This window comes from Gordonia sp. DT218 (assembly GCF_049847105.1).
Classification (GTDB): domain Bacteria; phylum Actinomycetota; class Actinomycetes; order Mycobacteriales; family Mycobacteriaceae; genus Gordonia.
In genome coordinates, this window is sequence record NZ_JBNCNS010000001.1 from 1311273 (window position 1) to 1337243 (window position 25971).

Consider the following 25971-nt stretch of genomic DNA (forward strand, 5'->3'; position numbering starts at 1 on the left):
GCAAAGCGCGAAGCCGAGACATCGAGGAGGACCTCAGTGACGTCCGTGGATCGCGGGTTCACCAAGAGCACGACCGGCGCGTTGATTGCATTGACCGCCGCATCCTGCCTGCAGGTGGTGGACCCTACCGCGAACAACATCGCGGTGGTCGGTGCGAGCGTCGACCTGGACATGTCAGGCGCCGCGCGTGCGTTCGCCGCCAGCGTCGGCACGCTTGCGCTGGCCGCCTCCATCTTGACCACCGGTTCGCTCGGTGACCGGCTCGGACGACGCAAGGTGATGTTGTCCGGGCTGCTCGTAGCGATTCTCGGCGGCGTGATCACCGCGATCGCGCCGACAACAGCGGTTTTCATCGCCGGACGCACCATCACCGGTATCGGTATCGCGGCTTCCTTCGGACTCAGCTTCGCCCTGCTGCGTCAGGTACTGCCCGGCCAGATCCCCAAGGCGGTGGCCTTCTGGCTCGCCGGGCAAACGGCGGCGGCCCTGGTATTGGGAGTGGTGGCTGGGTGGCTGGCCGGCTTCGGCTGGCGCTACGGCTATCTGGCGGTGCCCATCGTGGCGGTCGTGGCCTTCCTGATGTGCATGCGAGGACTGCCCGAGGCAAAGGCGTCGGACACCGGACCGTTCGACTACGTCGGGCTGGGGACCGTCGCGGTTGCCCTGGTGGGTCTCATCTACGGACTGAGCAATGCCGCCACCTACGGCTGGGGTTCCACGCAGGTCCTGGTTCCGGTACTCATCGGTCTCGGTGCCCTGGCCTTCTTCATCTGGTGGGAAGCACGGATCGAGGCACCGGCCTTCCCCGTCAAGCTCTTCAAGGATCCGGAGCTCTCCGGGTCCATCGCGGTCGGGTTCTCGTTCAACATGTGGCAGGCCGTGGTGATGATCCAGCTGTCCATGCTCTGGCAGTACATCTACCGCTACCAACCGATCGAGGTCAGTCTGGGTCAGCTCCCGATGAGCTTGGCAATGGTTGCCGGTGCGAGTGCTGCCGGATGGCTGTTGTCGAAGGGAATTCCGGCTTCGCTGAACCTCATCGTCGGTCACGTGCTGTTGATCGGGACGATGGTGATGTTCGGGTTCTCCACCACGACCTCGCCCTACATCTTCTTCGCCGTCCCGATGATCATCGGTGGCTTCGCCCGAATGATCAACGAGACCACGATGGGCCAGTATTTCGTGTCGAAGCCACCACCCGCATTGACCGGTGCAATGGCCTCGTCGAAGACCGCCATCGGCCAGACCAGCTTTGCGCTGGGGACCGCACTCAGCTCGACCTTTCTGTTCGGTCAGTATGGCCGGGGCATCGCTGAGGCGTTCTCCGACGCGAATGTCGAGCCGGCCCAGCAGGGCAATTTCCAGGGGATGATCCAGACCTATGTGGCCGGTGGCGACATGTCCGGTTACGACGACGCCACCGTCAACAAGGTTGTTGCCGAAGCGTCGAACGTGTTCGTCGACTCGTTCTCGAACACCATGTTCATCATTGCCGGCTTCCTCACCATTTTCGCCGTGATCAGTACGGCGTTCTTCTGGCGCGCCGATCGGATGCGCAAGGACGGACGCCTCGTCGACGGGCCGTTGCTTCTCGACGGCACGCCGGCAGCGCTCGCTTCCACATCCCCGCAGTCATCAGGCACCTCTTCCCCGCCGGCGACGGCTCCCCACGAAAGGACGGATTCCGATGAGCACCCCCGACCTGATACTGACTGACGCGACGGTACTGACTGTCGACGGCGCTGACACGGTCGCCGAGGCCGTTGCCGTCACCGACGGGCTGATCAGCGCAGTGGGATCCACCGCCGACATCACCGCACTGGCCGGGCCTGACACTGTGGTGACCGACCTCGGGGGGCACACCCTCATACCGGGATTCGTCGACGCCCACAGCCACGTCTCGATGGGCGCACCATATGTGAAACACGCTGCGCTGCTGACACCCCCGGTCGGCGACACCCGAACCGTGAAGGACATCATCGCCAAACTCCATGCGGCCAAGGACCGCAACAATCCGGCGCCCGGCGAATACGTCATCGGCTGGGGCTACTACCCCGACGCGATGGATGACGACGGCGTGGTCACGGCCGAATTGCTGGACAGCGAGTTCCCCGATCACAGAGTCGCCCTCGTCCATGTCTCCGCACATGGCGGTGTCGTGAACTCGAGGGTCCTGGACGATCTCGGGTACACCGACGGTGTAGAGAATCCCGAGGGCGGAACGATCGTGCGCAAAGAAGGCACCAAACAGCCCAACGGCGTGCTGTGGGAGCAAGCCTGGATGCAGCTGATGTTCGGCCTGCTCGACTACGGCAAGGACGAGTTGCACGCGATGCTGGCCGAGTACGCACGCTGGGGTATGACGACTGTTCAGGACGGCGCGGCGGAGTGGTCGCAAGTGGAGAAGTTGCGCGGCTACGCGACCGACAGCCCGCTACCGATCGACATTCGTTCACTGGTCATCTTTTCCGACCTCGACAAGGCAATCGACTCCGGCATGTTCGACAGCACCGTCGGCGGACACACCTTGCAGGGTGTCAAGCTCATCATCGACGGATCTCCGCAAGGTAAGACGGCGTTTGTGACGGAGGAATATGTCACGGGCGGCCCCGGCGGCGAAACCCATTGGCACGGGTTGGCGAACATGGGTCAGCCGGTGGTCGACGAGGTGGTCGAGAACGCTTACCGTCATGGTGTGCAGGTATTTGCCCACTGCAACGGAGACGGAGCCGTGGACCGGTTGCTCGACGCCCATCGGGCGGCAACGGAATTCGGCGCACACGCGACGGCACCCACGATCCCGATCCATTCACAGGTGATGCGACACGAGCAACTCGACGATTACATCGCCACCGGCTTCGAACCGTCGATGTTCACCGTGCACACCTATCTTTTCGGCGACACCCACATCGCGAACTTCGGCGAGGAGCGTGCGTTCGGGATCTCGCCGATGCGATCGGCCATCGACAAGGGTCTTCGACCCACGAATCACTCCGACTATCCGGTGACGCCCATCAACCCGCTCCTGCTGCTGTGGTCGTCGGTCTCCCGGACTTCCACGGGGGGCGTCGTCCTCGGCGAGAACGAGCGGGTGACGCCCATGGAAGGCCTGCGCGCACTGACGATCAACGCGGCCTATGAGCACCGGACCGAGGCCGACCGAGGTTCGATCGAGGTCGGGAAGATGGCGGATCTGGCCGTCCTCGATGCCAATCCGCTCGACGTGGAGGCCGACGCGATCAAGGACATCGAGGTGCTGCGGACTTACAAACGCGGCGTCGTGGTGTACGACGGCAACTGACGATGACCGCGTCGATACCGGTCGCCGATGGTGTCGCCAGGCGGCCGGGCGCGGCGATTCTCGCGCTCACCGTCGCGGGTGTGGCCCAAGCCGTCGACGTATCACTGAACAACACCGCGATCGCCTCCGCTGCTGCCGATTTCGGATTGTCGGCGTCGCAGCGGTCCTTTGCGGCCTCCGCGGGAACGCTTGCGATGGCCGCGCTCATCCTCACCATCGGCACCATCGGTGATCGATACGGGCGACGTCTGACGTTGATGTGGTGCTGTTTCGCCCTCATCCTGGGCGGCATCGTGACTGCCCTGTCCACCGGGTTCGCGACCTATGTGCTCGGTCGCGTGATCACCGGAGCCGGACTCGCTGGGACCCTGGCCCTGTCGATCGCCCTGATCAGGACCGTCGCACCGGACCGGGTGCCCCGCGCGATGTCGCTCTACTTCACCGGACAGGTCGCATTCGCACTCCCGCTGAGCGTGATCGGCGGCGCCCTGATCGGCGTCTCCTGGAGGCTGGGTTACCTGGTCGTCCCCGTGGTCGGCGCAATCGCGTTCGTCCTCAACAAGATCTACGTCCCGCGCTCAAAGGCGGTCCATCGCCGACGCTCGGACCCGGTCGGGCTGATCCTGATCGCAGTGGCGCTGATCGGCATCATCAGCGGAGTCAGTGACGCCAGCGAAGGCTGGGCATCGCCGACTGTGCTCACCCGCCTCGGCCTCGGCGTGGGAGCGTTGGCCGGGTTTCTGCTCTGGGAGAGCCGACACCCCGAGCCGGCCCTTCCGGTGCGGATCTTCGCGGACCGCAACCTGTCCGGCGCCGTCGTCGCCGACGCCTCGTTCAATATGTTCCAGGCCGTGATGACCCTGCAGCTCTCGCTGCTGTGGCAGTACCTGTACGGCTATACGCCGATCGAGGTCACCGTCGGGCAGCTTCCGGCGACGATCGCGATGACGGTGGGTGCCTTTGCCGCCGGGCGCCTCGCGACTCGCGGCCAGCCGCCGCAGCGGCTGATCCAGTTGGGACTGGCCGGTGTCGCGGTGGCGTCGGCCATCCTCGCACTCGGCGGTGGCGACACGCCCTACTGGGTGTTTGCGATCGGACTTGTCGTCGGCGGCTTCTCCCGGATGCTCACCGAGACGACGGCAGGACAATTCTTCATCGACGTACCGCCTGCCGACCTGGTCGGCGCAACAGCGGCGAGCAAACCGGCGGTCGGGCAGGCATCCTTCGCCCTGGGCCTCGCGCTCAGCTCGAGCCTGCTCTACGGGCGGATCGGGCACGGCCTGCCGGATCGGCTCGCGGAACTCGGCGTGACACCATCGCAGCAATCGACGGTCATCGGTTGGTTCGCGGACGGCGATGTGCCCGAATGGGCCAGGAACAACGACCTTTTCGACCAGGTCACCGCTGTCGCGCGGGACACCTACGTCGACGCCTATCGGCTCACGATGATCGTGTTCACCGTCATCTTCGTGTTGTTCTGGCTTCTTGTCTGTTACTTGTTCCGAGGGACGTCCGCAGATGCGTAGCAATAATCCGCGCCAGGCGCGGATTATTGCTACGCATCGGGATTTACAGGTTGATCATGTGGCCGATCGCGCCGTGGAAGGTTTCCTGCATCGCCTCACTCAACGTCGGGTGGGTGTGCACGTTGCGCGCGAGTTCCTTGGCGGTCAGATCCCATTTGTGGGCCAAGGTCATCTCCGGGAGCATCTCGGAGACGTTGTCGCCGACCAGGTGGCCACCGAGTAGTTCGTCGGTGTCGGTGTTGGTCAGCAGCTTGACGAAGCCAGCCGTCTCACCGAGGCCCTGTGCCTTGCCGTTGGCGCTGAACGGGAAGGTGGTCGCCTTCACGTTGTAGCCCTCGTCCTTGGCCTGGGCCTCGGTCAGCCCGAACGACGCGACCTGCGGCTGACAGAAGGTGGCGCGCGGCATGAACCGGTAGTCGCCCAACGCCATCGTCTCGGCGCCGGCCATCACCTCGGCGGCCACCACACCCTGCGCCTCGGCGACATGGGCCAGCATCAGCTTCGCGGTGACGTCGCCGATGGCGTAGATGTTGTCGACGTTGGTGCGCATGAAGTCGTCGATCGCGATGGCGCCGCGGTCGGTCAGCTCCACACCGGCGTTCTCGAGGCCGAAGCCCTCGACGCGCGGGGCGAACCCGACGGACATGAGGACCTTGTCGACGGTGATCTCGCCGTCGTTGTCCTTGGCGTCCTTGTAGCTCACGGTGACGCTGTCGCCGTTGTCCTTGACGGTCTGCACCTTGGTGGAGGTGAGCACCTTGACGCCGAGCTTCTTGTATTCCTTCGCGATGGCCTTGGACGCGTCGACGTCCTCGTTCGGCAGCACGCGGTCGAGGAACTCGACGATGGTGACGTCGACGCCGTAGTTGGCGAGCACGTAACCGAACTCCATGCCGATCGCGCCGGCCCCGACGATGACGATCGAGGAGGGCAGCTCACGGGTGAGGATCTGGGTCTCGTAGGTGACGACGTTGTCGGACAGCTCGACGCCGGGCAGCAACTTCACCGTGGAACCGGTGTTGATGATGACGTTGTCAAAGGTGATCTCGCGATCTCCCACCACGATCGTCTTCGCGTCCTTGAACTTCCCGTACCCGTCGATCTCGGTGATCTTGTTCTTCTTCATCAGGAAGTGGACGCCCTTGACGATCCCGTCCGACACCTTGCGGCTCCGGTCGAAGGCCGCGCCGAAGTCGAACGAGACGTCGCCGCTCATGCCGAAGGTCTTCGCCTGATGGTTGAAGATGTGGGCCAACTCGGCATTGCGCAGCAGCGCCTTGGACGGGATACATCCGACGTTGAGGCAGACCCCGCCCCAGTACTTCTCTTCGATGACGGCGGTTTTCATGCCCAGCTGGGCAGACCGGATCGCGGCCACGTACCCACCTGGACCAGCACCCAGGACAACTGTTTGGAAGTGTTCAGACACGTCTGCCAGCCTACGTCGCACCATGTCGCGGCCGCAGGGCGTCCCCATACCAATCGGTAACTTCGTCCGGCCGCGGGTCGATTCCGGCAACGCGTGTCGATCTGGGTCACGCGAATCGTCGACGACCAGCGCCACCCGTCGCGACCCGCGCAATCGGCGAAGACCCGCGCGAACGCCGCCGACGGCATGATCTTCCATCACTGATTGAATCAATGATGGAACTGTGCTTGCATCGAATCATGGCCCCCAGGACCCCGTCACGCAGCGCGACGACCCGGACCGCGCTGCTTGTCTCCGCGGAATCGCTGTTCCTGACCGACGGGTACGAGCAGGTCTCGGTGCGCGCCATCTGTGCGCACGCACAGGCCAATCCCGCTGCCGTCCACTACCACTTCGGATCCAAGGACCGCCTCGCCGTCGAACTGCTCGAAGACCGCATGGCTCCGCACTGGACCGATCCGCTGGACCGATTTGATCCGGACCGATCGGATGTCACCGACCTGGTCGATGAGATCCTGCGCCCCTTCGTCGACATCGGAGAGCAGCCGGTGGGACGGCTGCACCTACAACTGCTTGATCGTTTTGTCCGCACACATCCCCAGGCGACCTGGACGCAGCCGTGGTTCCAGCTCGACCGGTGGTCAGACATGCTGGGCCGCCTCGTCGAAGGAATGTCCGACACCGAGGCGCGACGCCGGTGGGGACTCGCGTTCGGCCTGATCCTGTCGCAGTTCGGCGGCGACCGCGCCCAGTCGCGCACCGCGGTCATCACCCTCCGCGATTTCGTGGTCGCCGGCCTCACCTCCCCCGCACCGCCCACCACACCCGAGGAGAACTCATGACCGCGCCCGACCCCTTCACTCCCGCACGTCTCGGACCGCTCACGTTGCGCAATCGGCTGATCAAGTGCGCGACCTTCGAGGGCGCCACCCCCGACGCCCTGGTGACCGACGACCTCATCGAGTTCCACCGCGAGGTCGCCGCCGGCGGTGTCGCGATGAGCACGGTGGCCTACTGTGCCGTGGCCCCCGAGGGCCGCACCGACCGACACCAGATCTGGCTGCGTGACGAGGCGATGCCAGGCCTCCGACGGCTCACCGACGCCATCCACTCCGAAGGCGCACTGGCCGCCGCGCAGCTCGGGCACGCGGGTCCGGTGGCGAACTCCGTGTCCAACCGCAAGAAGGCCCTCGGCCCCTCCCACATCCCGGCACCGATGGGCATGTCCGTCACGCAGAAGCTCGACGCCGACGGGATCACCGCGATGCTGGCAACCTTTCGTCGAGCGGCTCGGATCGCGGTCGACTCGGGGTTCGACGGTCTCGAGATCCACTGCGGCCACAATTACCTGATCAGCAGCTTCCTGTCCCCGCTGCTCAATCACCGCCACGACGGCTACGGCGGCTCCCTGGTCAACCGTGCCCGGTTCGCCCGCGAGGTCGTCGAGGCGGTGCGCGACGAGGTGGGCGACGAGGCCGCGGTCTGGGCCAAGCTCAACATGTACGACGGCGTCGGCACACCCGGCACCGGCCACCGCAGTCGATTCAGCGGTTTCAACACCGACGAGGCGTGTGCCGTGGCGCAGCTCCTCGAGTCCGACGGCCACCTCGATGCGATCGAGCCCACCGCAGGCAGCTCACTGCTCAACCCGATGTACCTGTTCCACGGCGAGCCGCCGCGCGACGAGTTCGCCGACGCGTTCCGCGGCGCGATGCGCGCCGGACTGAAAGCGATGGGTCCGGTCTTCCTCAAGCACTACGAGTATCACGATGCGTATCTGCTTCCCCTCGCGCGACAGCTCCGCGCTGCCGTGCGCATGCCGCTGATCCTGTTGGGCGGCATCACCGATCGCGCCTCGATGGAGTTGGCTCTCACGGAAGGCTTCGACTTCGTGGCGATGGGGCGTGCCCTGTTACGCGAACCGGACCTGCCGCTGCGCATCCAGGCCGACCCGACCACGACGTCGCGCTGCGTGCACTGCAATCTGTGCATGCCGACCATCTACAGCCACACCCGTTGCCCGATCCGGGCGGGCGAGGTCCCCGATCCGCTCGCCGTCGAGGTCACCGCGCAGTAAACGTCGGTTCCGGCCGCACGTTCATGTTCTGGCTTCGAGCGGTTCCTGCGGCCGGAACCCGAAAGTGCGGCCAGAACCATGTCGGGCCGGGTCGGTTGTCGCGTCAGCGGGTGAACTCGCCGTTCGAGGTCCCGTCGTCGTAGTACTCCACGGTCATCCGTGAGCCTGCCGCGCCGGCGAAGGAGACCTTGGAGATCGATCCGGGTTCGGCGTTCTCGGTGCGCAGCGTGAACGTGTAGGTGTTGCCGTCCCAGTGCGTCAGCTCGTGGGTCGTTTTTCCGTCGGGCCCCAGGGCGAGGACGAGCTTGCCGTTCTGCTCGCGGACAACGGCGGGTCCGTACACATCGTTCTGATAGGTGCCCGTATACGTCGAGAGCGGCTGCGCCGGTGCCGGATTCGCCGGCGGCTGCTGACCCACGAGACTGCCGGAGGGCTTGTTCATCTCGGCGTAGCCGTGGGCGTACAGGGTGCGCCAATCGTGGCGGACCTCGCCGAACGCGACGATGTCGGCGAACTCACCGGTCAACGCGTCGACGGCCCCGATGGGAGCGGCGTTGGACAGCGCGACGATCGCGACATCGGCCGACGGCATGACCAGGAAGTTCGTCCCGGCCCCCATCGAGAAGGCCCCGGAGTGGCTGTACTGCGTGCGGGCTCCTTCGGTGACCGAGACGTTGAATCCGTAGCCGTAATAGCCGGCCCGCGCGTCCGGTGAACCAGCGGGCGACGAGACCATCTCCGGTGTCACCGCCGGCAGCAGCGCGTCCGCACCGACGATCTGCTTGCCGTCGTACATCCCGTTGCCGAGCAGCATCGCCATCCAGTGCGTCAGGTCGTTCACCGACGACGAGATACCACCCGCCGGGGACTGCGCATCGGGGTCACGTTGCTGCGGAGTCTTGACCCAGTTGTCACCGTCCTGCACGTGTCCGACGACCCGGTCGGGCTCGGCTTCGAAGTCGCGAAACCGGGAACTGGTGTGGGTCATGCCGAGTGGACCGTATAGTGCCTGCCCCGAGAGCGTCTCCCAGTCCGACCCCGCCTTCCGAGCGGCCGACTCGGCCGCCGCGGTCACCCCGAAGTTGGTGTAGTTGTACGTGATGCGGAACGGATCCAGTGGCATATAGCGTAGCCGGGCGAGGATCTGATCCCGGTCGTATCCGAGCTCTTCGAGCTTGTCCCCCGCGTGATCGGGCAGGCCGGAACGATGCGCATACATGTCCCCGATGCTGACGTTCTGGCTCACATACAGATCAGAGAGCGCGAAGCCCGGAAGATTCTCCGCGACCGGGGTGTCCCATCCCACCACCTTGTCGGTGATCAACTTCGCGATCACGGTGGAGCCGATCGACTTGGACATCGACGCCAGCGGGAACACCGTATCCGCATCGACTTTTCGGTCGGTGCCCACCTCCGAAACGCCGAAACCCTTTGCATACACCGACTTGCCGCCATGAACCACGGCGACCGCCATCCCCGGGATCTTGGTGGACTCCATCAGGGAATCGACGAGCCCGTCGAGCTTGCCGACGGCGGTGTCGACGGCGTTGTCCGGGAGATCCTGCGCGACGGCCGTGTTCGGGTCACCTGGTTCCTCCGCCGCAGAAACCGCGGACGACGAGGTACCGGACACCGACGACGACCCAGATGACGATGTATCGCACGCGGCGACGGCGGTGGCGGCAACCATCGCGACGGCCACGACGGCGGTCGATCGTCGGGTTCGCGCGCGCGACGAGGTTCGAACGCCCATGAGTCCATACCCGCTTCCTCGAGGTGCCCACTGGCCCCGACCAGGCGCGACGCCCGTTGGATCGACCACAGAATATCCGCAATCGGAACTTCTCGGGCGCGGTTGGACGGAGTTGGGCGCAGTTGGGCGGAGTCTGCGCACCTGATCTTCGGGCTCCTGGAATTTGCAGGGCGGCGACCGAGTGTCACACCTTGTTCCCCCTCGTCTGCAGGTGAACACGGTCACCAGGGGTGGACCTCGACCGGCGCCGGATCTCATCACCGCGCTAGGTTGGCGGGACGAGAGCTTGGCGTGACCGCAGCAGAGCCGGAGGACATCGATGAGCACTGAGCGCGCAACCGACGACATGACCCGCACCGACGACCCCTACCTATGGCTGGAGGAGGTCGGCGGGGATCGGGCGCTGGACTGGGTGCGCGCCCACAATCAACCCACCGTCGACGATCTGACGTCGGATGAGCGGTTCTCGGTGCTCGAGTCCGAGGCCCTGGAGATCCTCGACACCGACGACCGGATCCCGTACGTACGGCGGCGTGGGAGTCATCTGTACAACTTCTGGCGCGACGCGGCGAACCCGAAGGGACTCTGGCGGCGGACCACGCTGGAGTCGTATCGAACGGACTCTCCTGAATGGGATGTCCTGATCGACGTCGACGCGCTGGCGGCAGCCGAGGACGAGAACTGGGTGTGGGCGGGCGCCACGGTGCTCCGGCCCGAATACCGGCATGCGCTGGTGTCGTTGTCGCGGGGCGGCGCGGACGCGAGCGTGGTGCGCGAGTTCGACCTCGACACGCGTGAGTGGGTCGTCGACGGTTTCGTGCTCCCGGAGAACAAGTCCAGCATCGGCTGGATCGACCGTGACACCGTCTATGTCGGAACGGATTTCGGCGCGCAGCCGGATGGTCGAGGGTCGCTGACCACGTCGGGCTACCCGCGAGTGGTCAAACGGTGGGAACGGGGTACCCCTCTTGAGGACGCGGTGACCGTGTTCGCGGGTGAGGTCGACGATGTCTCGGTCGGGGTCACCTTCGACAGCACCCCCGGGTATGAGCGGCATTTCGCCAGCCGTGCCACCGACTTCTTCAACGCGCTGCGGTACGAGATCCGCGGTGACGAAAAGGTTCTCGTCGATGTCCCGACCGATGCGCACTCCGGGGTGCGGCACGACTGGTTGTTCGTGATGCCGCGGTCGGACTGGGAGGTCGGCGGTGCCACCCACGCGGCCGGGACACTGCTGGTGTTCGTCTACGACGACTATCTCGCCGGTGGCCGGGATGGGACGGTGCTGTTCGCCCCGGACGCCCACACCAGTCTCAGCGACTACACCTTCACCCGCTCTCATCTGGTCCTGGTAACACTGCACGACGTACACACCGAGGTCTCCGTGCGCGAACTGGGCACCTGGGCGCCCGTCGAGATGTCCGGCCTGCCCTCGCTGGCCACGATCTCGGTGCTCGACACCGATGCCGACGAGAGCGACGAGATCTTCTGGTCGGCAAGCTCGTTCACCACTCCGCCCAGCCTCCTCTACGGGGAGTCCGGAGTCGGTCCCGAGGTGATCAAGCAGTCGCCGTCGTTCTTCGATGCCGACGACGTGGTCGCCGAACAGCACTTCGCGACCTCTGACGACGGCACCCCGGTCCCCTACTTCGTCGTCCGACGCAGCGGCGTCACCTCCGGTCCCACCCTGCTGTACGGGTACGGCGGTTTCGAGAATTCGCTGACCCCTGGGTATCTGGCCGTCAGTGGACGCAGCTGGATCGCCCGCGGCGGCATCTATGTCATCGCGAACATCCGCGGCGGGGGCGAATACGGGCCGTCGTGGCACACGCAGGCACAGAAGGCCGGGCGTCACCTCGTCTACGAGGACTTCGCCGCTGTCGCACGGGCGTTGGTCGCCGATGGACTCACCACGCCGGGCCAGTTGGGCGCCCAGGGCGGATCCAACGGCGGCCTCCTGATGGGCGTGATGTTGACACGATATCCGGAACTGTTCGGCGCCTTGGTCTGTCAGGTTCCACTGATCGACATGCGCCGCTATCACCTGTTGCTGGCCGGCGCGTCGTGGATGGCGGAATACGGCGATCCGGACGATCCGGACCAGTGGTCGTTCATGGAACCGTTCTCGCCGTATCAGAACCTACAGTCGGGTGCCGACTATCCGCAGATCCTGGTCACCACCTCCACCCGCGACGACCGCGTCCACCCCGGCCACGCGCGCAAACTGGTTGCGCGCCTGGAAGAACTCGGCCACGACGTGGCCTACTACGAGAACATCGAAGGCGGCCATGGCGGTGCGGCGGACAACAAGCAGGCCGCGTTCAAGGCGGCACTGGCCTATGAGTTCCTGTGGAGGACTCTGGCCGGGGAATGACCCCACCGGCGAACGGTGTCCAGAGGATTCCACGGTGGCGCGTGCCGCGCCTGTGCGATCGGGTACCAGGCGAGCCCGATCAGCAGCGACGAGAAATGCCCGATCCCGGTGAAGGTCAGATCGAGCACCGGGGGCAGGCCGTACACCGCGAGGATTCCGGCCAGGTAGACCCAGCGCCACGGGTAGGCGATCCGGTAGGTGAGCACCCCGATCACGGCGGCCAGGAAGTAACTCACGCCGACGTCGGTCACGTCGACCAGTGACGAGCCGGCCATCCCGTTTCTGATCGCCAGGCCGAGGAGGCCCTCGCTGACGTAGGTGGCGATCACGTGTGCGCTCAGACCGACCACCAGCCAGCGCAGCGATCCCAGCCACCGCTCGGCAGGGAGGTGGAAGACACAGAACAAGATCAGGTACGGGAGCCAGAACGACCCGTCGATCCAGAACAGGCTGGTGACCAGGACCTGGACCGGATCGGTCGACAGGTGGTGCAGGTTGGTCGACCGTTCGCCGAGCAGCCGGTTCAGTTCTTCCGGGGTCATCGAGCGCTGGATGATGGTGGTGATCAGCAGCACCACCAACCACGCACACGTGAGTGGCGCACCGCGAACGATGCGCCACAGTCGTACACAGATCGCACGTGAGCGGGACACCTTGTCGATTATCGTCTCGGCGTCGCGCTCAGGTGCGGTTTGCGCCGACGTCCGCGGCGACACCACCCACCCAGTCCGCGATGAGCGCCGGTACCCGTGCATCCCGCGCCCACCGATTGTGACCGAGTGGCGCCGCGACATGATGTGTGTCGACGACGCAGCCGGCCAGCTTGGCGGTGAGCGCGCGCATCACCCGCGGCGGCGCATCGGTGTCTGCGCCGACCGTGATGGCGCAGACCGGGAGCCGCAACTGCCGCATCGCCGCCTCGTAGTCGACATCGGCATCGCGTGGCGCGAAGGTCCCGTTCCGATTGAGGTAGGTCCAGTCGCGGATCAGCACCCGTGATTGCCTGCCGTACCCCTCGATGGCCGAGCCCGGCCAGTATCCGAGCGTCTTCGACACGCGGTGCATCGCGGGCGGCCCGACGGTCGCCAGCAGCCCCTGGCCGCCACGATAGAGCTTCCAATACGGCACGCCCGACGCGACGAGAATCAGGCCCGCGATCTCGGAGTCACCCCGAATGGCATTGCGGGCAGCGAACATCGAGGCGATGTGCCCACCCATCGAGTGGCCGGCGACGAACAGTGGGGCCGTCGGACAGTGCTTGCGCGCGACGGCGACGGCCGCCGGGATGTCCTCGGTGGTCAGCGCCTGCTGACCGAAACGACTCGCCCGCGACGGCCGTGGTCTGCTGCGCCCCTGACCACGCAATTCACCGACCACGACGTTCACACCCGCCTGCCCGCAACGGCCGGCGAACAGGTCGAAATACGTCGCGGGCACACCGAGACCGGGCCACAGCACGATGACCGGACGATCGGGTGCGGTGACGAACACTCGCAGCGGAGTCATGGTGCCGTCCGGGAGACGGATCTCCTCGATGACCGGGTCTGCCCGCGATCCGGGGTCGGTCATCTGCGCGCGGGCGACCGGCCGAAGGCGAGGCGGGCGACGAATCCGACCACCACGACGCCGGCGCCGACCGCCCCCACGATCAGGGCCAGATGGTGCAGGTCGGCGACCGTACCGTCGATGATCACCCTGGCGACCTCGCGGCCGGCGTCCTCGGTGCCGTCGACCTCCTGTTTGGCACGCTCGGCGAAGAAGATCCCGACGGCCCACGCGAATGCCGCGGAACCGATCAATCCGACACCGAGCCACGCGAGTACGGTTCCGCGGCGCCGCGCGATGAGCAACGCCAGCACGCTACCCGCCACCGCGACCACGAGGGACCAGTAGGCCATCTCGGTGATCTGCTGTCCCACGTCGTGATAGCGCCCGGCCTCCAATCCCGACCCGTCACGGTTGAGGGGCACGAGGATCGGACCCGTCACGCGAGCATCGACGTTCGTCTGGGCGATCACGCGGTTCACCATGTCCGTGATGTCGAGCTGCATGACCGTGGTGTCCCCGGTCGCCGGGGGCGGATCGAACAACCAGGCGTGCTGCTGGGACATGACGTCGACGAAATCGGCCTCGAACGCGTCACTGTGCGTGTACGCACGCGCCGCCGGTTCCACCGCGTCCGACGCCGCAGGGATGTTCGCCTGCTCGGTCACCGACGACGAGATCTGGCTCGCCAGATAGTCCTGGACCTTGTCGTCCTGGGCCATCGGCGTCACCGTGGTGACGAAGCCCTCGGGGTCCACCAGACGTTCTTTCACCCAGAGCGACGGGAAGGCCAACACGATCGCCGCCATCGCCACCAGTGTCAGGAGCCCGCTGAGGAATGTCCGCACAGCCACGAGGCTACCGAGGCCCCCGGGGTTCGGGCGTAGTGGCTACTCCCCGACCAGATCGCGTGCGCGTCCCACGATCAACGGGTCGGGTTCACCGACGAAATCGGCATTCTTGCCCTTGTACTCGAAGAGACTCAGGACGTGGCGCATCGCGTTGATGCGGGCGCGCTTCTTGTCGTTGCTCTTCACCACGGTCCACGGCGCGTACTCGGTGTCGGTCGCCGCGAACATGGCCTCCTTGGCCTCGGTGTAGGCATCCCACTTGTCCAGCGACGCCAGATCCATCGGCGACAGCTTCCACTGCCGGACCGGGTCGATCTGGCGGATCGCGAACCGCGTGCGCTGTTCCAAGGGGGTCACCGAGAACCAGAACTTCACCAGGTTGATGCCGTCGTCGACCAGCATCTTCTCGAAGGCCGGCACCTGCTCGACGAACTGGTCGTACTGCTCGGACGTGCAGAAGCCCATGACCCTCTCCACGCCCGCACGGTTGTACCAGGAGCGGTCGAAGAAGACCATCTCCCCGCCGGCCGGCAGGTGCTGGGCGTAGCGCTGGAAGTACCACTCGGTCGATTCACGCTCGCTGGGCTTCTCCAGTGCGACGACACGCGAGCCACGAGGATTCAGATGTTCGTTGAACCGCTTGATCGTCCCGCCCTTTCCGGCGGCGTCACGCCCCTCGAACACCATCAGGTGTCGCTGACCGGTCTGCTTGGACCACTTCTGCAGCTTCAACAACTCGATCTGCAGGCGGCGCTTGGTCACCTCGTACTCGCGGCGGCTCATCCGCTCGTCGTACGGGTAGTCCTGCCGCCACGTGTCGACCACGTTGCGTTCGGGCAACGTCAGCAGCACCGGGTCGTCGTCATCGTCGTCGTTGACGGCGAATTGCGTCGTGTCATGCAGATCGACGAGCTGCTGGAGTGCCTCGCGGCCGTTGAGAACACTGAAATCCGGCCCGATCTCCGCCGATCCGTACAGTTCCGCGTCATGTAGCTCAGTCACCGCTCAACGATATGCGCATCGACGAAACAGCGTGTTGCCAAAAGGTGAACCGGCGCGTGATCCGGCTCAGTTACGGAAGTCGATCGATCCCGAGTGGAGGCAGGCCTTGCCCGTGGTGCTGTCGTATGCGGTGGCGAACCCGCCCTGACACACCGTGCCCGCGGAACCGGAGATGGCCTGTCCACCCCATCCGCCGATCGCGATGGTGGTGCCGCCCTCGCGGGCCTGGGCGAGCGAGAATGCCTTCGGTCCGGTCGTCACCGAGTAGGAATTGCCCCGCGTGGTGGCGCCCGCGAGTGCCGACGATCCGGGTTGCAGGTTGCGCGCGTTCGCGTTTCCGCCCTTGTCGGCGACCGCGATGGCCGTGCCCTGATTGCTCGTGTCCTCGGACTGGGCGCTGCTGCCCGGTCCGGCCTTCGCGCCGCACCCGCCGTTGCCGACGATCCGCTGGATCTGATGTCCGTCGGTGGCGGCGCATGTCGTCGCGGCACCTGCGGTGGCACCGCCCGCCAGACCGATCATCCACGCCAACGAGGTACCACCGATCACCAGCGCCGCGGCTCGAGCACCGAAGTTATTGATACGCATAGAGATTGGCCTCCTCATTCGCCACGGATCGCAGAGTGCAGCAGCACTGCCCGCAAGCGTACCCAGTGACCGCCGAAACGTGGGGCCCGGGTTGGCAAAACGACCCCGGCCGAAGCCGGGGTCGGGGTCGGGGTCGCGCGGGATGTCTTCCGTCAGCCCGCCGCGCGGCGTTGGACCTCGGCCGTCAATCCCTTGCGGGCCGTGTCGACCGCCATCTTCTGTGCACGCTTGACGATCATTCCCGGCAGCTTGATCTTCAGCTCGACGTCGAGGGTGAACTCCACATGCGAGCCGTCGCCGTCAGGGGTCACGACGTAGACCCCGTGCTGCTCGCTCAGCTGATTCGCCTCGATCAGATCCCAGGTGCAGGAGTTGTCGGTCCAGGTATAGGTCAGCGTCTGCTCGTCGGAGATACCCGCCGCGGTCACCACCACCCGAACCTTGTCGGGCGTGCCGTCCTCGTTCTTGCTGAGGACTTCGGCCTCCTTGTGGGGCCCCGACCAATCCGGAAGGGATTCCACGTCCATCAGCACCTCCATCACGACAGACGGCGGGGCGGCGACTTCGAACTCGATCTTCGCGGAGACAGCCATGGCAGAGAACCTACCGTGCGGCGCGAGTGCCGACGCGGTGAACCACCACGATCAGGCCTCGCGGTCGATGAGGTTGAGCGGCCACGCCTCGTCCGGGATGTCGCGCAGCGTGCAGGCCTGATCGACGGCGGTGAACCAGCCGCGAAAATGGAGGATCTCCCCGACGACCGGATTACGGACGGTCGCGTCGCACCGGAATCGCTGCCGCTGGTCATCCCAGCCCTCGATGTATTTGAACTGCGCGGAGAACAACCCCTTCATACCGACCTTCGGCCCGCGTCCGAGCCATCGCATCGGCCCGCTCTCCAGCAGCAGTTCACCCGCCTTGGTCACCGACGGCTCGATCGGGTAGAGGAGCTCCGGTCCGTCGCCGAAATAGTCGACGAGCCCACCGCGACCGGACACCAACAGGGAATTGAGATTGCGGGTTCCGGTTGTGTAATTGAAGGCGCGCAGGACGGCGAGCGACTCGCGGCCGATCTCGTCGGCATAACAATAGTGGCCCTGCGTGAACGGGACCATCCGGCTCGACTTGGCCGGCAACGCGTTCCGCTTGGCATAGTGCCACCAGAACGGGGGCGGCAGAGCAGAGGAGATGTAGACGGACTCGTACATCCCAGTGGCGATCTGAGCGACACCCGACGTCGAATCGATGCCGTAGCGCCACGCCACATTGGGGTGGAGCCGATCAAAATCCGAACCGAGGATCTGCCGGTACACCGGCGTCATGACGTCTACCCTCCCCATCTCACTCGGGCGCCGACGTGATGTAAACCACGTGGACGGACTCGTGTCCTGAGAGTAGAACCTACGCGACCCGACCAGGCAACTTGACGCCGGGCGTGCGGTCAGGCAGCCGCGGCCTCGCACAGACGTGCCAATTCGTCGATCACCCGGTCGAGCGGTTCGACGGTTCGTTGGGTCTGGCACAACCCGACGGCACCCTCGATCGCGGCGATGACCAGATGCGCCAACGAATCTGCTCGTTGCGGCTCCACACCCTCGTGGACCAGTCGCGTGGAGATCAGCCGCGTCCAGCGGGCGAAGATCTGTTCGGCCTCATCGGCCACCTCCGGCTCGGACCGGCGGGCGAGACCACCCGCCAGAATGGGACAGCCGAACTCGAAATCGGTGGTCACCAGCATCCTGCGCCACACGTCACCGATCTCGGCGACGGCCTCGGCCGGGGTGGCCGAGCTCTCGCTGCTGATCCGGCCGGCCATGTAGTCGCCTGCGTGTCGCACGGCCTCGGTCATCAGCTGGGTCTTGCCGCCGGGGAAGTGGTGGTAGATGGACCCGCGGGGCGCCGAACTCGCGGCGATCACGTCGCCGATCGATGTCGCCGCCACCCCGTCCCGACCGATCAGGTCTGCGGCGTGCACGACCATGCGCTCGCGCGGACCGCGTTCGGCCGCACGGGGCCGCAACTCCTCCGGAGGCCTCGTCTCCGCGGGGTGCCCGTCCACCGAACTCATCACACTCCCTATGCAGGTCTTCATAATCGGCGTGTTCTATGCCATCCTACATAGTCATGAGCCCCGACACCGAGATTCTGGACCCGTCCGCCATGACCGGGCTGCAACTGCTGCGGGCCGCGATGAGCAACCCCGATCCCGACCGTCCGGGCATCTGGCGACTCCTCGGCATGAGCGCCAAGGAGATCGACGAAGGGCGGGTGTCGTTCACCGTCACACCGCAGGCCGACTTCGCCAACCCGCTGGGCACCGTGCACGGCGGCATCTGCGCGACGCTGTTGGATTCGGTGATGGGCTGCGCCGTCCACACCACGCTGCCGGCCGGGGTCGGCTACACAACCCTGGAACTCAAGATCAACTACATCCGATCGGTGGCCGTCGACGCAGGCGAACTGACCGCGGTCGGCACGGTGATCCACGTCGGCGGGCGCACGGCGACCGCCGAGGGAAAAGTGTTCGCCGACGACGGCAAACTCGTCGCGCACGGGACCACGACGTGCATCGTGTTCCGCTGACGGACTCCTGTTACCCGATGATCCCCTCGGCACGAGCCCACTCCTCGACCCGGGCCATGCCCTCGGGGATGGACACCAGCGGCTGGTAACCGAGGATCTTGCCTGCCTTCTCGATCGAGTAGGTGCCGGGGCGATTGAGCAGCAGCATCGTGCCCTCACAGAGGTCGCTCTTCTGCCCGACCCGGCGCAGGACGTTCCCGAGGACCCCGGCCAGCGGCGCCGCGACACTCATCGGCAGGGTACGGATCGTCCCGCCACTCATCTTGGCGAGATGTCCGACGAACTCACGGCACGGAACCCCGACGCCGTCGCTGATGAAGTAGACCTGCCCGATCGCATCGTCGGAGCCCCCGCCAGCGTCATCCCGTCACGAAGTTGTCGATGTAGATCGGCAAGCAGACGCCGCGTCCACCGTCGGGCAGCGGGAAGCCGCTCGGCTTGCACCTCGCCCAGCGACTCAGGGTGACGGTGAAGCGATCCCGGACTCCGCCGAACGCCATACCTTCCGCAACGTCGCGGGACTCGCTCCGAACCACCGTCGACACGACCGCGTGAGCACACTCTGCTCGGCATAACCCAACTCCCTGGCGAGATGACTCAGCGTCATGTCGGTGTCCCGCAGATAGCGCTGCGCCAACTCGCGGCGGACGTCGGCGACCACGGCGTTGAAGTTCACCCCCTCGACGGCCAATCGTCGCTGTAATGTCTTGGGGTGCAATCGGAATTGCTCGGCGACAACGGTGATCGTGGCACCACCGGTCGGCAGCAACTGGCGGACCAGCTCACGGATCGACGACGCCGTACCTGGTCGCTGACGATCGACGACGGTGTCCAGATACTCCAGAACGATCTGGTGTGCCATCGCATCCTGCAGGATCGGCCGGGCCAGGTCCGCCGACCGAACCGCGATCCCGGCCCGCGTGTCCCCGAAGTGCGGTGCGCAGGAGAAGTACTTCGCGTACTCGACGGGCGGGGACTGTGCCGGGTGCGGCAGGTACACGGCGGTCGGCGAGTACCTGGAACCGAGCAGAAAACGGACGATTCGCAATGCGACGCCCAACGACATCTCGATCGTCTGTGGAGCGGGCGGGTGATGGGGGATCACGATCGAGAACTCGACCACCGAGATCTCACCCTCGTCTCTGATCACCACCGAGATCGCCGGACTGTAGGCGTAGAGGTACTGCTCGAACGTCGCCAGCGCGTCGGCCACCGTCCCGGTGGTCCGAGCCGCGACACCGACCGGGCCGAGGATCTCGATGCCCTGCCACTCGGCGGCCAGGCGACGGCCGAAGTCCGGGGTTCGCGTGACGGCCGCGGCCGACTCCACGGCCTGGATCAGTGCGAGATACGGGATGAACGTGTCGAACCTCGCGACATCTCTCGGCGAGACCCCGGCACCGAGCAGGAGCGGTTCCGGATCAGCGCCCAGGTCTCTCACGAGTTCGGGATACCCGGTCAGACCTGTGCCCCGGATCACAGACATGTCCCCCAGAGTCAAACAAATGTCCTGCACTGTCAAGACGCCGGCCATGTCCGACGGGCATTGTGATAGCTACCACAGCCCAAGCAGTACGAAAGGACCATCCATGACCGCCACATTGCCGGCACCCGGACCCGCCACCACCCTGACCGGCGCTCCCCTGCCACTCGTCGCCTTGCCGCAGGGCGAACTACTCACCGTCCACGTCGACGAGATCCCGCTGATCCGCGATGCCCTCGGCGAGGGCGTGCACTTCCGTCCGCTGCGCGTCGACATCGAGATCGGCGAGTGGGTGGTGCTGGCCACCTTCGCACCCGGCTCCCGGATTCCCCTGCACTACCACACGGGCACGGTCGACGCGTGGACCACCAGCGGCTCCTGGAACTACGAGGAGTACGCCGACCAGCCACAGACCGCCGGCTCCTACCTGTACGAGCCCGGTTCGTCGGTACACACCCTGACCTGCCCCGCGTCCAACACCGAGGACACCGTCGTCCTGTTCCGCATCAGCGGCGCCAACATCAACTTCACCGACGACGGACAGTTCCATTCCATCCTCGACGCCGCGCTGGTCTGCCACCTGACCGACACCCTCGGCGACGCGCAGGGCCTCGGTCCGATCCCCTACATCAGTGGCGCTGCCGCCGCCCGCACCACCACTGAGAGCGCCTGATGCGCGCGGTCGTCATGCAGGACTCGCAGCTGCGAGTCGACGAGATCGCCGAGCCGGTCCCCGGCCCCGGCGAGGTCCTCGTCGACGTGCTCGCCTGCGGTATCTGCGGCACGGATCTGCACTGCTGCGCCCACGGCCCCGAGTTCAACGAGGCGACGCGCGGCGCGGCCGGCGTCGAGTTGATGGACCTCGGACAACCGGTCGTGTTCGGCCATGAGTTCGTCGGACGCGTCGTCTCCTACGGGCCCGACACACAGCAGAACGTCGCCGTCGGGGCGCGTGTCGTCGCGATGCCGATCCTGCTGCGTGAACAGCCGGTCATGCTCGGGTTCGCGGGCACCGACGCGCCGGGCGCCTACGCCGAGCGCATGGTCCTCTCCGAGCCGCTGCTCATCGAGGTACCGGATCATGTCTCGACCGAGATCGCCGCTCTCACCGAGCCGTTGGCCGTCGCCTACCGATCGGTAGCCCGCGGAGACACCACGCCGGGCGACGTCGCTCTGGTCGTCGGCTGCGGACCGATCGGCCTCGCGGTCATCGCCGTCCTGAAGGCGAAGGGCATCGGCCCCATAGTGGCGTCGGACTTCTCCCCCGAACGTCGCAAGCTGGCCGAGCGCCTCGGTGCCGACATCGTCGTCGACCCGGCCGAGGGCTCGCCGTTCGAGCAGCTGATGGCCGCCGCGGCGACCGACGATCCGGCCGAGATGGCACCACCCACAGCGGTGATGGGCCAGCTGCCGCTGCGACCCACCGTCATCTTCGAGTGTGTCGGTGTACCCGGACTCATCCAGCAGTGCATCGCCGGCGCAGCCCCTGGGGCACGGATCGTCGTGGCCGGGATCGCCATGGGCGAGGACAGTTTTGTTCCGGGACACGGCATCCTCAAGGAACTCTCCATCCGGTTCTCGCTGTACTACTCACCCGAGCAGTTCGCGGAGACCTTCGCCCACCTGGCCGCGGGTGACTTCGACGTCGAAGCGCTGATCACCGGGACCGTCGGCCTCGACGGTGTCGCCGACGCGTTCGACCGGCTGAAGGACAATCCACACGACGCGAAGATCCTGCTGAATCCGACCATCGGGTCCTGAAGCGGCGCCTGGGTCCCGCCGGGAGTCAACCGATCGGAACAGCTCGGGCCATCCGCGCGTCAGCGATCGACGAGATGCCGGTCGCGCAGCTCCTGCTGTGCGCCGGCATCGATGCCGAGTCCCTCGGCGAAGTAGTTCTCGATGGTCCCGAAGCGTTGATCGACTTCGGCGAACGCCGCGTCGAGGTAGGCCTCCTGCACCCCGAGCAGCGGTCGGAGGAGGTCGGGATTCCCGCCGGCCGCCTCGAAGCCGTCGAAGACCGACGCGATGGCCGGGAGGAACATCTCGTTCGTCAGCAGGTAGTCCGCATAGACACCGTCCCGGTCGACACCCATCAAGGTGAGGAATGACGCTGCCGCCCAGCCGGTCCGGTCCTTCCCGGCGGTGCAGTGGAACAGCGCGGGCGTGCCGTCGAGGAGACCACGGAAGAATCCCCGGTACGAGGTCAGCGCACTCGGCAGATTGACCAGTTCGCGGTAGGCCCCGACCATGCGCTCGACCCCGCTGCCGTCGGCGAGCTTCTCGTTGGCGGACGCGACGGTCTCCGGATCGGACAGGATCTTGTCGAGGTTGGCCGGAGCGCTGACCGACTGTGCGTCGGCGAGGACATCGAGATGGACACCGACGGCGCCGTCGATCACCGGATCGGGCTCGGCGTCGGTCTCGGCGACCGAACGCAGGTCGTAGATCGCGCGGAGCCCGAGTCCGGAGAGGTACGCCCGGTCGGTCTCGGACGCCTTGGCGAGGGCCGCGGACCGGAAGACCCGGCCAGTGACGACCCGTCGCCCATCCGTCGTCTCCGCTCCCCCGATGTCACGGAAGTTCGCGACGGTGGTGAGTTCAAAACGCTCGGTTGTCGAGTCGGTCATGGGATCCATCCTGGCAGACGGGCCCGATGCACGTCGGCGCGGATATGCCTGCAGCGTCCGCGCCAGGCGGCGTCAATTATCGGCGTGAGGCCCGCCACGGACCGCATCTGTGGCTGCACACGCCGAAGGCCGGCCACCCACGTGGGGTGTCCGGCCTTCGGTCTGAGTGCGTACTGAGTGACGCGGACTCTGATCAGGAGATCAGAAGCCCATGCCACCCATCTCGTCGCCACCCGGCATTGCCGGGGCCGGGTTCTTCTCCGGCTTGTCGGCGACGACGGCCTCGGTGGTGAGGAACAGAGCCGCGATCGACGCAGCGTTCTGCAGCGCCGAGCGGGTGACCTTCACCGGGTCGTTGATGCCACGGGCCAGCAGGTCCTCGTACTCGCCGGTCGCGGCGTTGAGGCCGGTGCCCAGCGGGGAGTTGCGAACCTTGTCCGCCACGACGCCCGGCTCGAGCCCGGCGTTGATGGCGATCTGCTTGGCCGGAGCCTCGAGCGCGACGCGCACGATGTTGGCGCCGGTGGCCTCGTCACCGGTCAGCGACAGACCGGAGATCGCAGCCTCGGACTGCAGCAGGGCCACGCCACCACCGGCGACGATGCCCTCTTCGACGGCAGCCTTCGCATTGCGGACGGCGTCCTCGATGCGGTGCTTGCGCTCCTTGAGCTCGACCTCGGTGGCCGCGCCGGCCTTGATGACCGCAACACCGCCGGCCAGCTTGGCCAGACGCTCCTGCAGCTTCTCACGGTCGTAGTCGGAGTCGCTGTTCTCGATCTCGCTGCGGATCTGTGCCACGCGACCGGCGATCGCGTCGGCATCGCCGGCGCCGTCGACGATGGTGGTCTCGTCCTTGGTCACGACGACCTTGCGGGCGGTACCGAGCAGCTCGACGCCTGCACCCTCGAGCGAGAGGCCGACCTCTTCGCTGATGACCTCGCCACCGCTGAGGATGGCGATGTCGGCCAGCATGGCCTTACGACGGTCACCGAAGCCCGGAGCCTTGACGGCGACGGACTTGAACGTGCCGCGGATCTTGTTGACGACCAGGGTCGACAGGGCTTCGCCCTCGACGTCCTCGGCGATGATCAGCAGCGGCTTGCCGGCCTGGATGACCTTCTCCAGCAGCGGCAGCAGGTCCTTCACGGTCGAGACCTTGCCCGAGACGAGCAGGATGTACGGATCCTCGAGGACGGCTTCCTGACGATCGGCGTCGGTCACGAAGTAGCCCGAGACGTAGCCCTTGTCGAAGCGCATGCCCTCGGTGAGCTCCAGCTGGAGCCCGAAGGTCTGAGCCTCTTCGACGGTGATGACGCCTTCCTTGCCGACCTTGTCCATTGCCTCGGCGATGAGCTCGCCGATCGAGGAGTCGCCGGCCGAGATGCCCGCGGTGGCAGCGATCTGCTCCTTGGTCTCGACCTCCTTGGCGCTCTTCAGGAGGGACTCGGTGACAGCCTCGACGGCCTTCTCGATGCCGCGCTTCAGACCCAGCGGGTTGGCGCCGGCAGCGACGTTGCGCAGTCCCTCACGAACGAGGGCCTGTGCCAGGACGGTGGCGGTGGTGGTGCCGTCGCCCGCGACGTCGTCGGTCTTCTTGGCGACCTCTTTGACGAGCTCGGCACCGATCTTCTCGTACGGGTCCTCCAGCTCGATCTCCTTGGCGATGGACACACCATCGTTGGTGATCGTGGGGGCGCCCCACTTCTTCTCCAGGACGACGTTGCGACCCTTGGGTCCCAACGTCACCTTGACTGCGTCGGCGAGGCTGTTCAGGCCCCGCTCGAGGCCGCGACGGGCCTCTTCGTCGAACGCGATTTGCTTGGCCATGGGTAAGTGATCCTCCGATAGGGGGTGACACCAGGTATCTATGGCCGGAACTCGGTGCCCGCGACGGACGACCGGTGTGTCATTCGGTACCGGTCTCACCGTCCCGACCTGGCACTCACAGCTTGCGAGTGCCAAACTCGTTTTTAGCACTCGACCGGGGCGAGTGCAAGGTGGCGATCACTTCCGCAGCAGCCGCACCAGCACCCCGGCCGCATGGGCCTTGGCGGCGCGGTCTGGTCAGGCGAGGGCAGGAGAAGTCCGCGCCGGCGAGTCGAGACGACCGTCGCGCATGTGCAGCGTGAGGTCCACGCCGCGTCCCGGCGCCACCGACATCGAATCCAGGTCGTGACTCACGAGCACAGCGGCGACATCCCGGTCCCGCACGAGGGTGCCGATCAACTCGATGATCGCCCTGCCCCGCTCGGTGTCCAGTGCCGAGGTCGGCTCGTCGACGAGCAGCAATGACGGCGATCCCATCAGCGCCCGGGCGATGTTCACGCGCTGCCGCATCCCCCCGGAGAGCTCGTGCGGCCGGCGGCCGGCAGCCGCGACCACACCGACGTCGTCGAGCAGTGCCATCGCCTCGTCCCGATGCCGCGCCGGCTTCTGTCCGCGCAGATCGACGGTCAGCAGCAGTTGGTCGAGGGCAGTCAGCGATGGCAGCAGATTGTCCTGCTGGAACACGAACCCGATGCGGTCTCGCCGAATCCGTGCCCGCTCCTCGTCGGAGAGGCCCGTCGTCGGTGTGCCGTCGATCTCGACGGTCCCCGAGTCCGGGGTCAGGAGCGTGCCCGCGACGGACAGGAGACTCGATTTGCCGGATCCGGACGGTCCGGTCACCGCCACGAAACTGCCGTTCGCGACATCGAGATCGACGTCGTCGAGGGCCGTCAGCCGGCCGCGGCCGTCGGCAAAGGTGAGCGTGACATTCGACAGCGACAGACTCATGGTGGGCTCCTATCGGATCGTGCGTTCGGAGGTCGTGGGTGTGGAGATTTCGTG

At 66.1% G+C, this 25971-nt stretch carries 24 protein-coding genes; 9 read left to right on the top strand and 15 right to left on the bottom strand.

Annotated features, from left to right (window positions below; genetic code table 11):
• The first annotated feature begins 36 nt into the window (after window positions 1-36).
• The 3 genes from ACPXCG_RS06150 to ACPXCG_RS06160 are packed head-to-tail and all read left to right on the top strand — an operon-like array spanning window position 37 to window position 4827.
• Window positions 37-1716 carry an MFS transporter gene (locus ACPXCG_RS06150; RefSeq protein WP_425790077.1) on the top strand — a complete coding sequence of 560 codons (1680 nt, stop codon included), beginning with the start codon at window positions 37-39 and terminating at the stop codon, window positions 1714-1716.
• Entirely contained in the window at window positions 1688-3301 is a 1614-nt protein-coding gene (locus ACPXCG_RS06155; protein WP_425790079.1) for an amidohydrolase, read from the top strand. The genes ACPXCG_RS06150 and ACPXCG_RS06155 overlap by 29 nt, the downstream gene beginning before the upstream one ends.
• A gap of 2 nt (window positions 3302-3303) precedes the next feature.
• A complete protein-coding gene (locus ACPXCG_RS06160) occupies window positions 3304-4827 on the top strand; it encodes an MFS transporter (RefSeq protein ID WP_425790080.1) in 1524 nt (507 codons plus the stop codon).
• 43 nt (window positions 4828-4870) lie between these two features.
• Here ACPXCG_RS06160 and lpdA read toward each other — a convergent pair whose 3' ends face one another.
• Complete coding sequence (gene lpdA, locus ACPXCG_RS06165; RefSeq protein ID WP_425790082.1) at window positions 4871-6256, bottom strand: dihydrolipoyl dehydrogenase; 1386 nt, start codon at window positions 6254-6256, stop codon at window positions 4871-4873.
• Window positions 6257-6495: 239 nt separating this feature from the next.
• Here lpdA and ACPXCG_RS06170 point away from each other — a divergent pair, with 239 nt between their 5' ends.
• Window positions 6496-7098 carry a TetR/AcrR family transcriptional regulator gene (locus tag ACPXCG_RS06170; RefSeq protein ID WP_425790084.1) on the top strand — a complete coding sequence of 201 codons (603 nt, stop codon included), beginning with the start codon at window positions 6496-6498 and terminating at the stop codon, window positions 7096-7098.
• Window positions 7095-8333: an NADH:flavin oxidoreductase gene (locus tag ACPXCG_RS06175; protein WP_425790086.1), complete on the top strand. Its 1239-nt coding sequence runs from the start codon at window positions 7095-7097 to the stop codon at window positions 8331-8333. The genes ACPXCG_RS06170 and ACPXCG_RS06175 overlap by 4 nt, the downstream gene beginning before the upstream one ends.
• Before the next feature lie 103 nt (window positions 8334-8436).
• On the opposite strand, the gene ACPXCG_RS06180 is transcribed toward ACPXCG_RS06175, so the two are convergent.
• Window positions 8437-10086 carry a serine hydrolase gene (locus ACPXCG_RS06180; protein ID WP_425790088.1) on the bottom strand — a complete coding sequence of 550 codons (1650 nt, stop codon included), beginning with the start codon at window positions 10084-10086 and terminating at the stop codon, window positions 8437-8439.
• A 319-nt stretch (window positions 10087-10405) separates the two neighbouring features.
• Here ACPXCG_RS06180 and ACPXCG_RS06185 point away from each other — a divergent pair, with 319 nt between their 5' ends.
• Window positions 10406-12460: a prolyl oligopeptidase family serine peptidase gene (locus ACPXCG_RS06185; RefSeq protein ID WP_425790090.1), complete on the top strand. Its 2055-nt coding sequence runs from the start codon at window positions 10406-10408 to the stop codon at window positions 12458-12460.
• On the opposite strand, the gene ACPXCG_RS06190 is transcribed toward ACPXCG_RS06185, so the two are convergent.
• From ACPXCG_RS06190 to ACPXCG_RS06225, 8 genes are all read right to left on the bottom strand, one after another.
• Window positions 12424-13113 carry a rhomboid-like protein gene (locus ACPXCG_RS06190; RefSeq protein WP_425790092.1) on the bottom strand — a complete coding sequence of 230 codons (690 nt, stop codon included), beginning with the start codon at window positions 13111-13113 and terminating at the stop codon, window positions 12424-12426. The genes ACPXCG_RS06185 and ACPXCG_RS06190 overlap by 37 nt on opposite strands.
• A gap of 28 nt (window positions 13114-13141) precedes the next feature.
• On the bottom strand, window positions 13142-14029 hold the full coding sequence (locus ACPXCG_RS06195) for an alpha/beta fold hydrolase (protein WP_425790094.1): 888 nt from the start codon (window positions 14027-14029) through the stop codon (window positions 13142-13144).
• Window positions 14026-14853, bottom strand: coding sequence for a hypothetical protein (locus tag ACPXCG_RS06200; protein WP_425790096.1), 828 nt, complete (start codon window positions 14851-14853; stop codon window positions 14026-14028). Before ACPXCG_RS06200 ends, ACPXCG_RS06195 begins: the two co-directional genes overlap by 4 nt.
• A gap of 42 nt (window positions 14854-14895) precedes the next feature.
• The gene (gene ppk2, locus ACPXCG_RS06205; protein WP_425790098.1) at window positions 14896-15858 is read right to left on the bottom strand and encodes a polyphosphate kinase 2; all 963 of its coding nucleotides are present in this window, start codon (window positions 15856-15858) and stop codon (window positions 14896-14898) included.
• Window positions 15859-15924: 66 nt separating this feature from the next.
• A complete protein-coding gene (locus tag ACPXCG_RS06210) occupies window positions 15925-16446 on the bottom strand; it encodes a DUF6764 family protein (protein ID WP_425790100.1) in 522 nt (173 codons plus the stop codon).
• Window positions 16447-16598: 152 nt separating this feature from the next.
• Window positions 16599-17039, bottom strand: a complete 441-nt coding sequence (locus ACPXCG_RS06215) for an SRPBCC family protein (protein ID WP_425790102.1) — start codon at window positions 17037-17039, stop codon at window positions 16599-16601.
• A gap of 51 nt (window positions 17040-17090) precedes the next feature.
• Window positions 17091-17768: a DUF4166 domain-containing protein gene (locus ACPXCG_RS06220; RefSeq protein ID WP_425790104.1), complete on the bottom strand. Its 678-nt coding sequence runs from the start codon at window positions 17766-17768 to the stop codon at window positions 17091-17093.
• Between the two features lie 119 nt (window positions 17769-17887).
• Window positions 17888-18427 (bottom strand): TetR/AcrR family transcriptional regulator, encoded by a 540-nt coding sequence (locus tag ACPXCG_RS06225; protein WP_425790511.1) that lies wholly within the window; start codon window positions 18425-18427, stop codon window positions 17888-17890.
• Window positions 18428-18552: 125 nt separating this feature from the next.
• Here ACPXCG_RS06225 and ACPXCG_RS06230 point away from each other — a divergent pair, with 125 nt between their 5' ends.
• Window positions 18553-19029, top strand: coding sequence for a PaaI family thioesterase (locus ACPXCG_RS06230; RefSeq protein ID WP_425790105.1), 477 nt, complete (start codon window positions 18553-18555; stop codon window positions 19027-19029).
• A 10-nt stretch (window positions 19030-19039) separates the two neighbouring features.
• On the opposite strand, the gene ACPXCG_RS06235 is transcribed toward ACPXCG_RS06230, so the two are convergent.
• Together ACPXCG_RS06235 and ACPXCG_RS06240 are read right to left on the bottom strand one after the other, a co-directional pair.
• Window positions 19040-19261 carry a hypothetical protein gene (locus ACPXCG_RS06235; protein WP_425790107.1) on the bottom strand — a complete coding sequence of 74 codons (222 nt, stop codon included), beginning with the start codon at window positions 19259-19261 and terminating at the stop codon, window positions 19040-19042.
• A 225-nt stretch (window positions 19262-19486) separates the two neighbouring features.
• Window positions 19487-20515, bottom strand: a complete 1029-nt coding sequence (locus ACPXCG_RS06240) for an AraC family transcriptional regulator (RefSeq protein ID WP_425790109.1) — start codon at window positions 20513-20515, stop codon at window positions 19487-19489.
• Between the two features lie 103 nt (window positions 20516-20618).
• On the opposite strand from ACPXCG_RS06240, the gene ACPXCG_RS06245 reads away from it, so the two are divergent.
• Window positions 20619-21185 (top strand): 2,4'-dihydroxyacetophenone dioxygenase family protein, encoded by a 567-nt coding sequence (locus ACPXCG_RS06245; RefSeq protein WP_425790111.1) that lies wholly within the window; start codon window positions 20619-20621, stop codon window positions 21183-21185.
• Window positions 21185-22273 (top strand): zinc-binding dehydrogenase, encoded by a 1089-nt coding sequence (locus ACPXCG_RS06250; protein WP_425790113.1) that lies wholly within the window; start codon window positions 21185-21187, stop codon window positions 22271-22273. Before ACPXCG_RS06245 ends, ACPXCG_RS06250 begins: the two co-directional genes overlap by 1 nt.
• Before the next feature lie 59 nt (window positions 22274-22332).
• Here the strand turns inward: ACPXCG_RS06250 and ACPXCG_RS06255 are convergent, their stop codons facing one another.
• The 3 genes from ACPXCG_RS06255 to ACPXCG_RS06265 form a co-directional block, all read right to left on the bottom strand.
• Window positions 22333-23142 (bottom strand): tyrosine-protein phosphatase, encoded by an 810-nt coding sequence (locus ACPXCG_RS06255; protein ID WP_425790115.1) that lies wholly within the window; start codon window positions 23140-23142, stop codon window positions 22333-22335.
• A 201-nt stretch (window positions 23143-23343) separates the two neighbouring features.
• Window positions 23344-24969, bottom strand: coding sequence for a chaperonin GroEL (groL, locus tag ACPXCG_RS06260; protein WP_425790117.1), 1626 nt, complete (start codon window positions 24967-24969; stop codon window positions 23344-23346).
• 237 nt (window positions 24970-25206) lie between these two features.
• Window positions 25207-25917: an ABC transporter ATP-binding protein gene (locus ACPXCG_RS06265; RefSeq protein ID WP_425790119.1), complete on the bottom strand. Its 711-nt coding sequence runs from the start codon at window positions 25915-25917 to the stop codon at window positions 25207-25209.
• Window positions 25918-25971 lie beyond the last annotated feature (54 nt).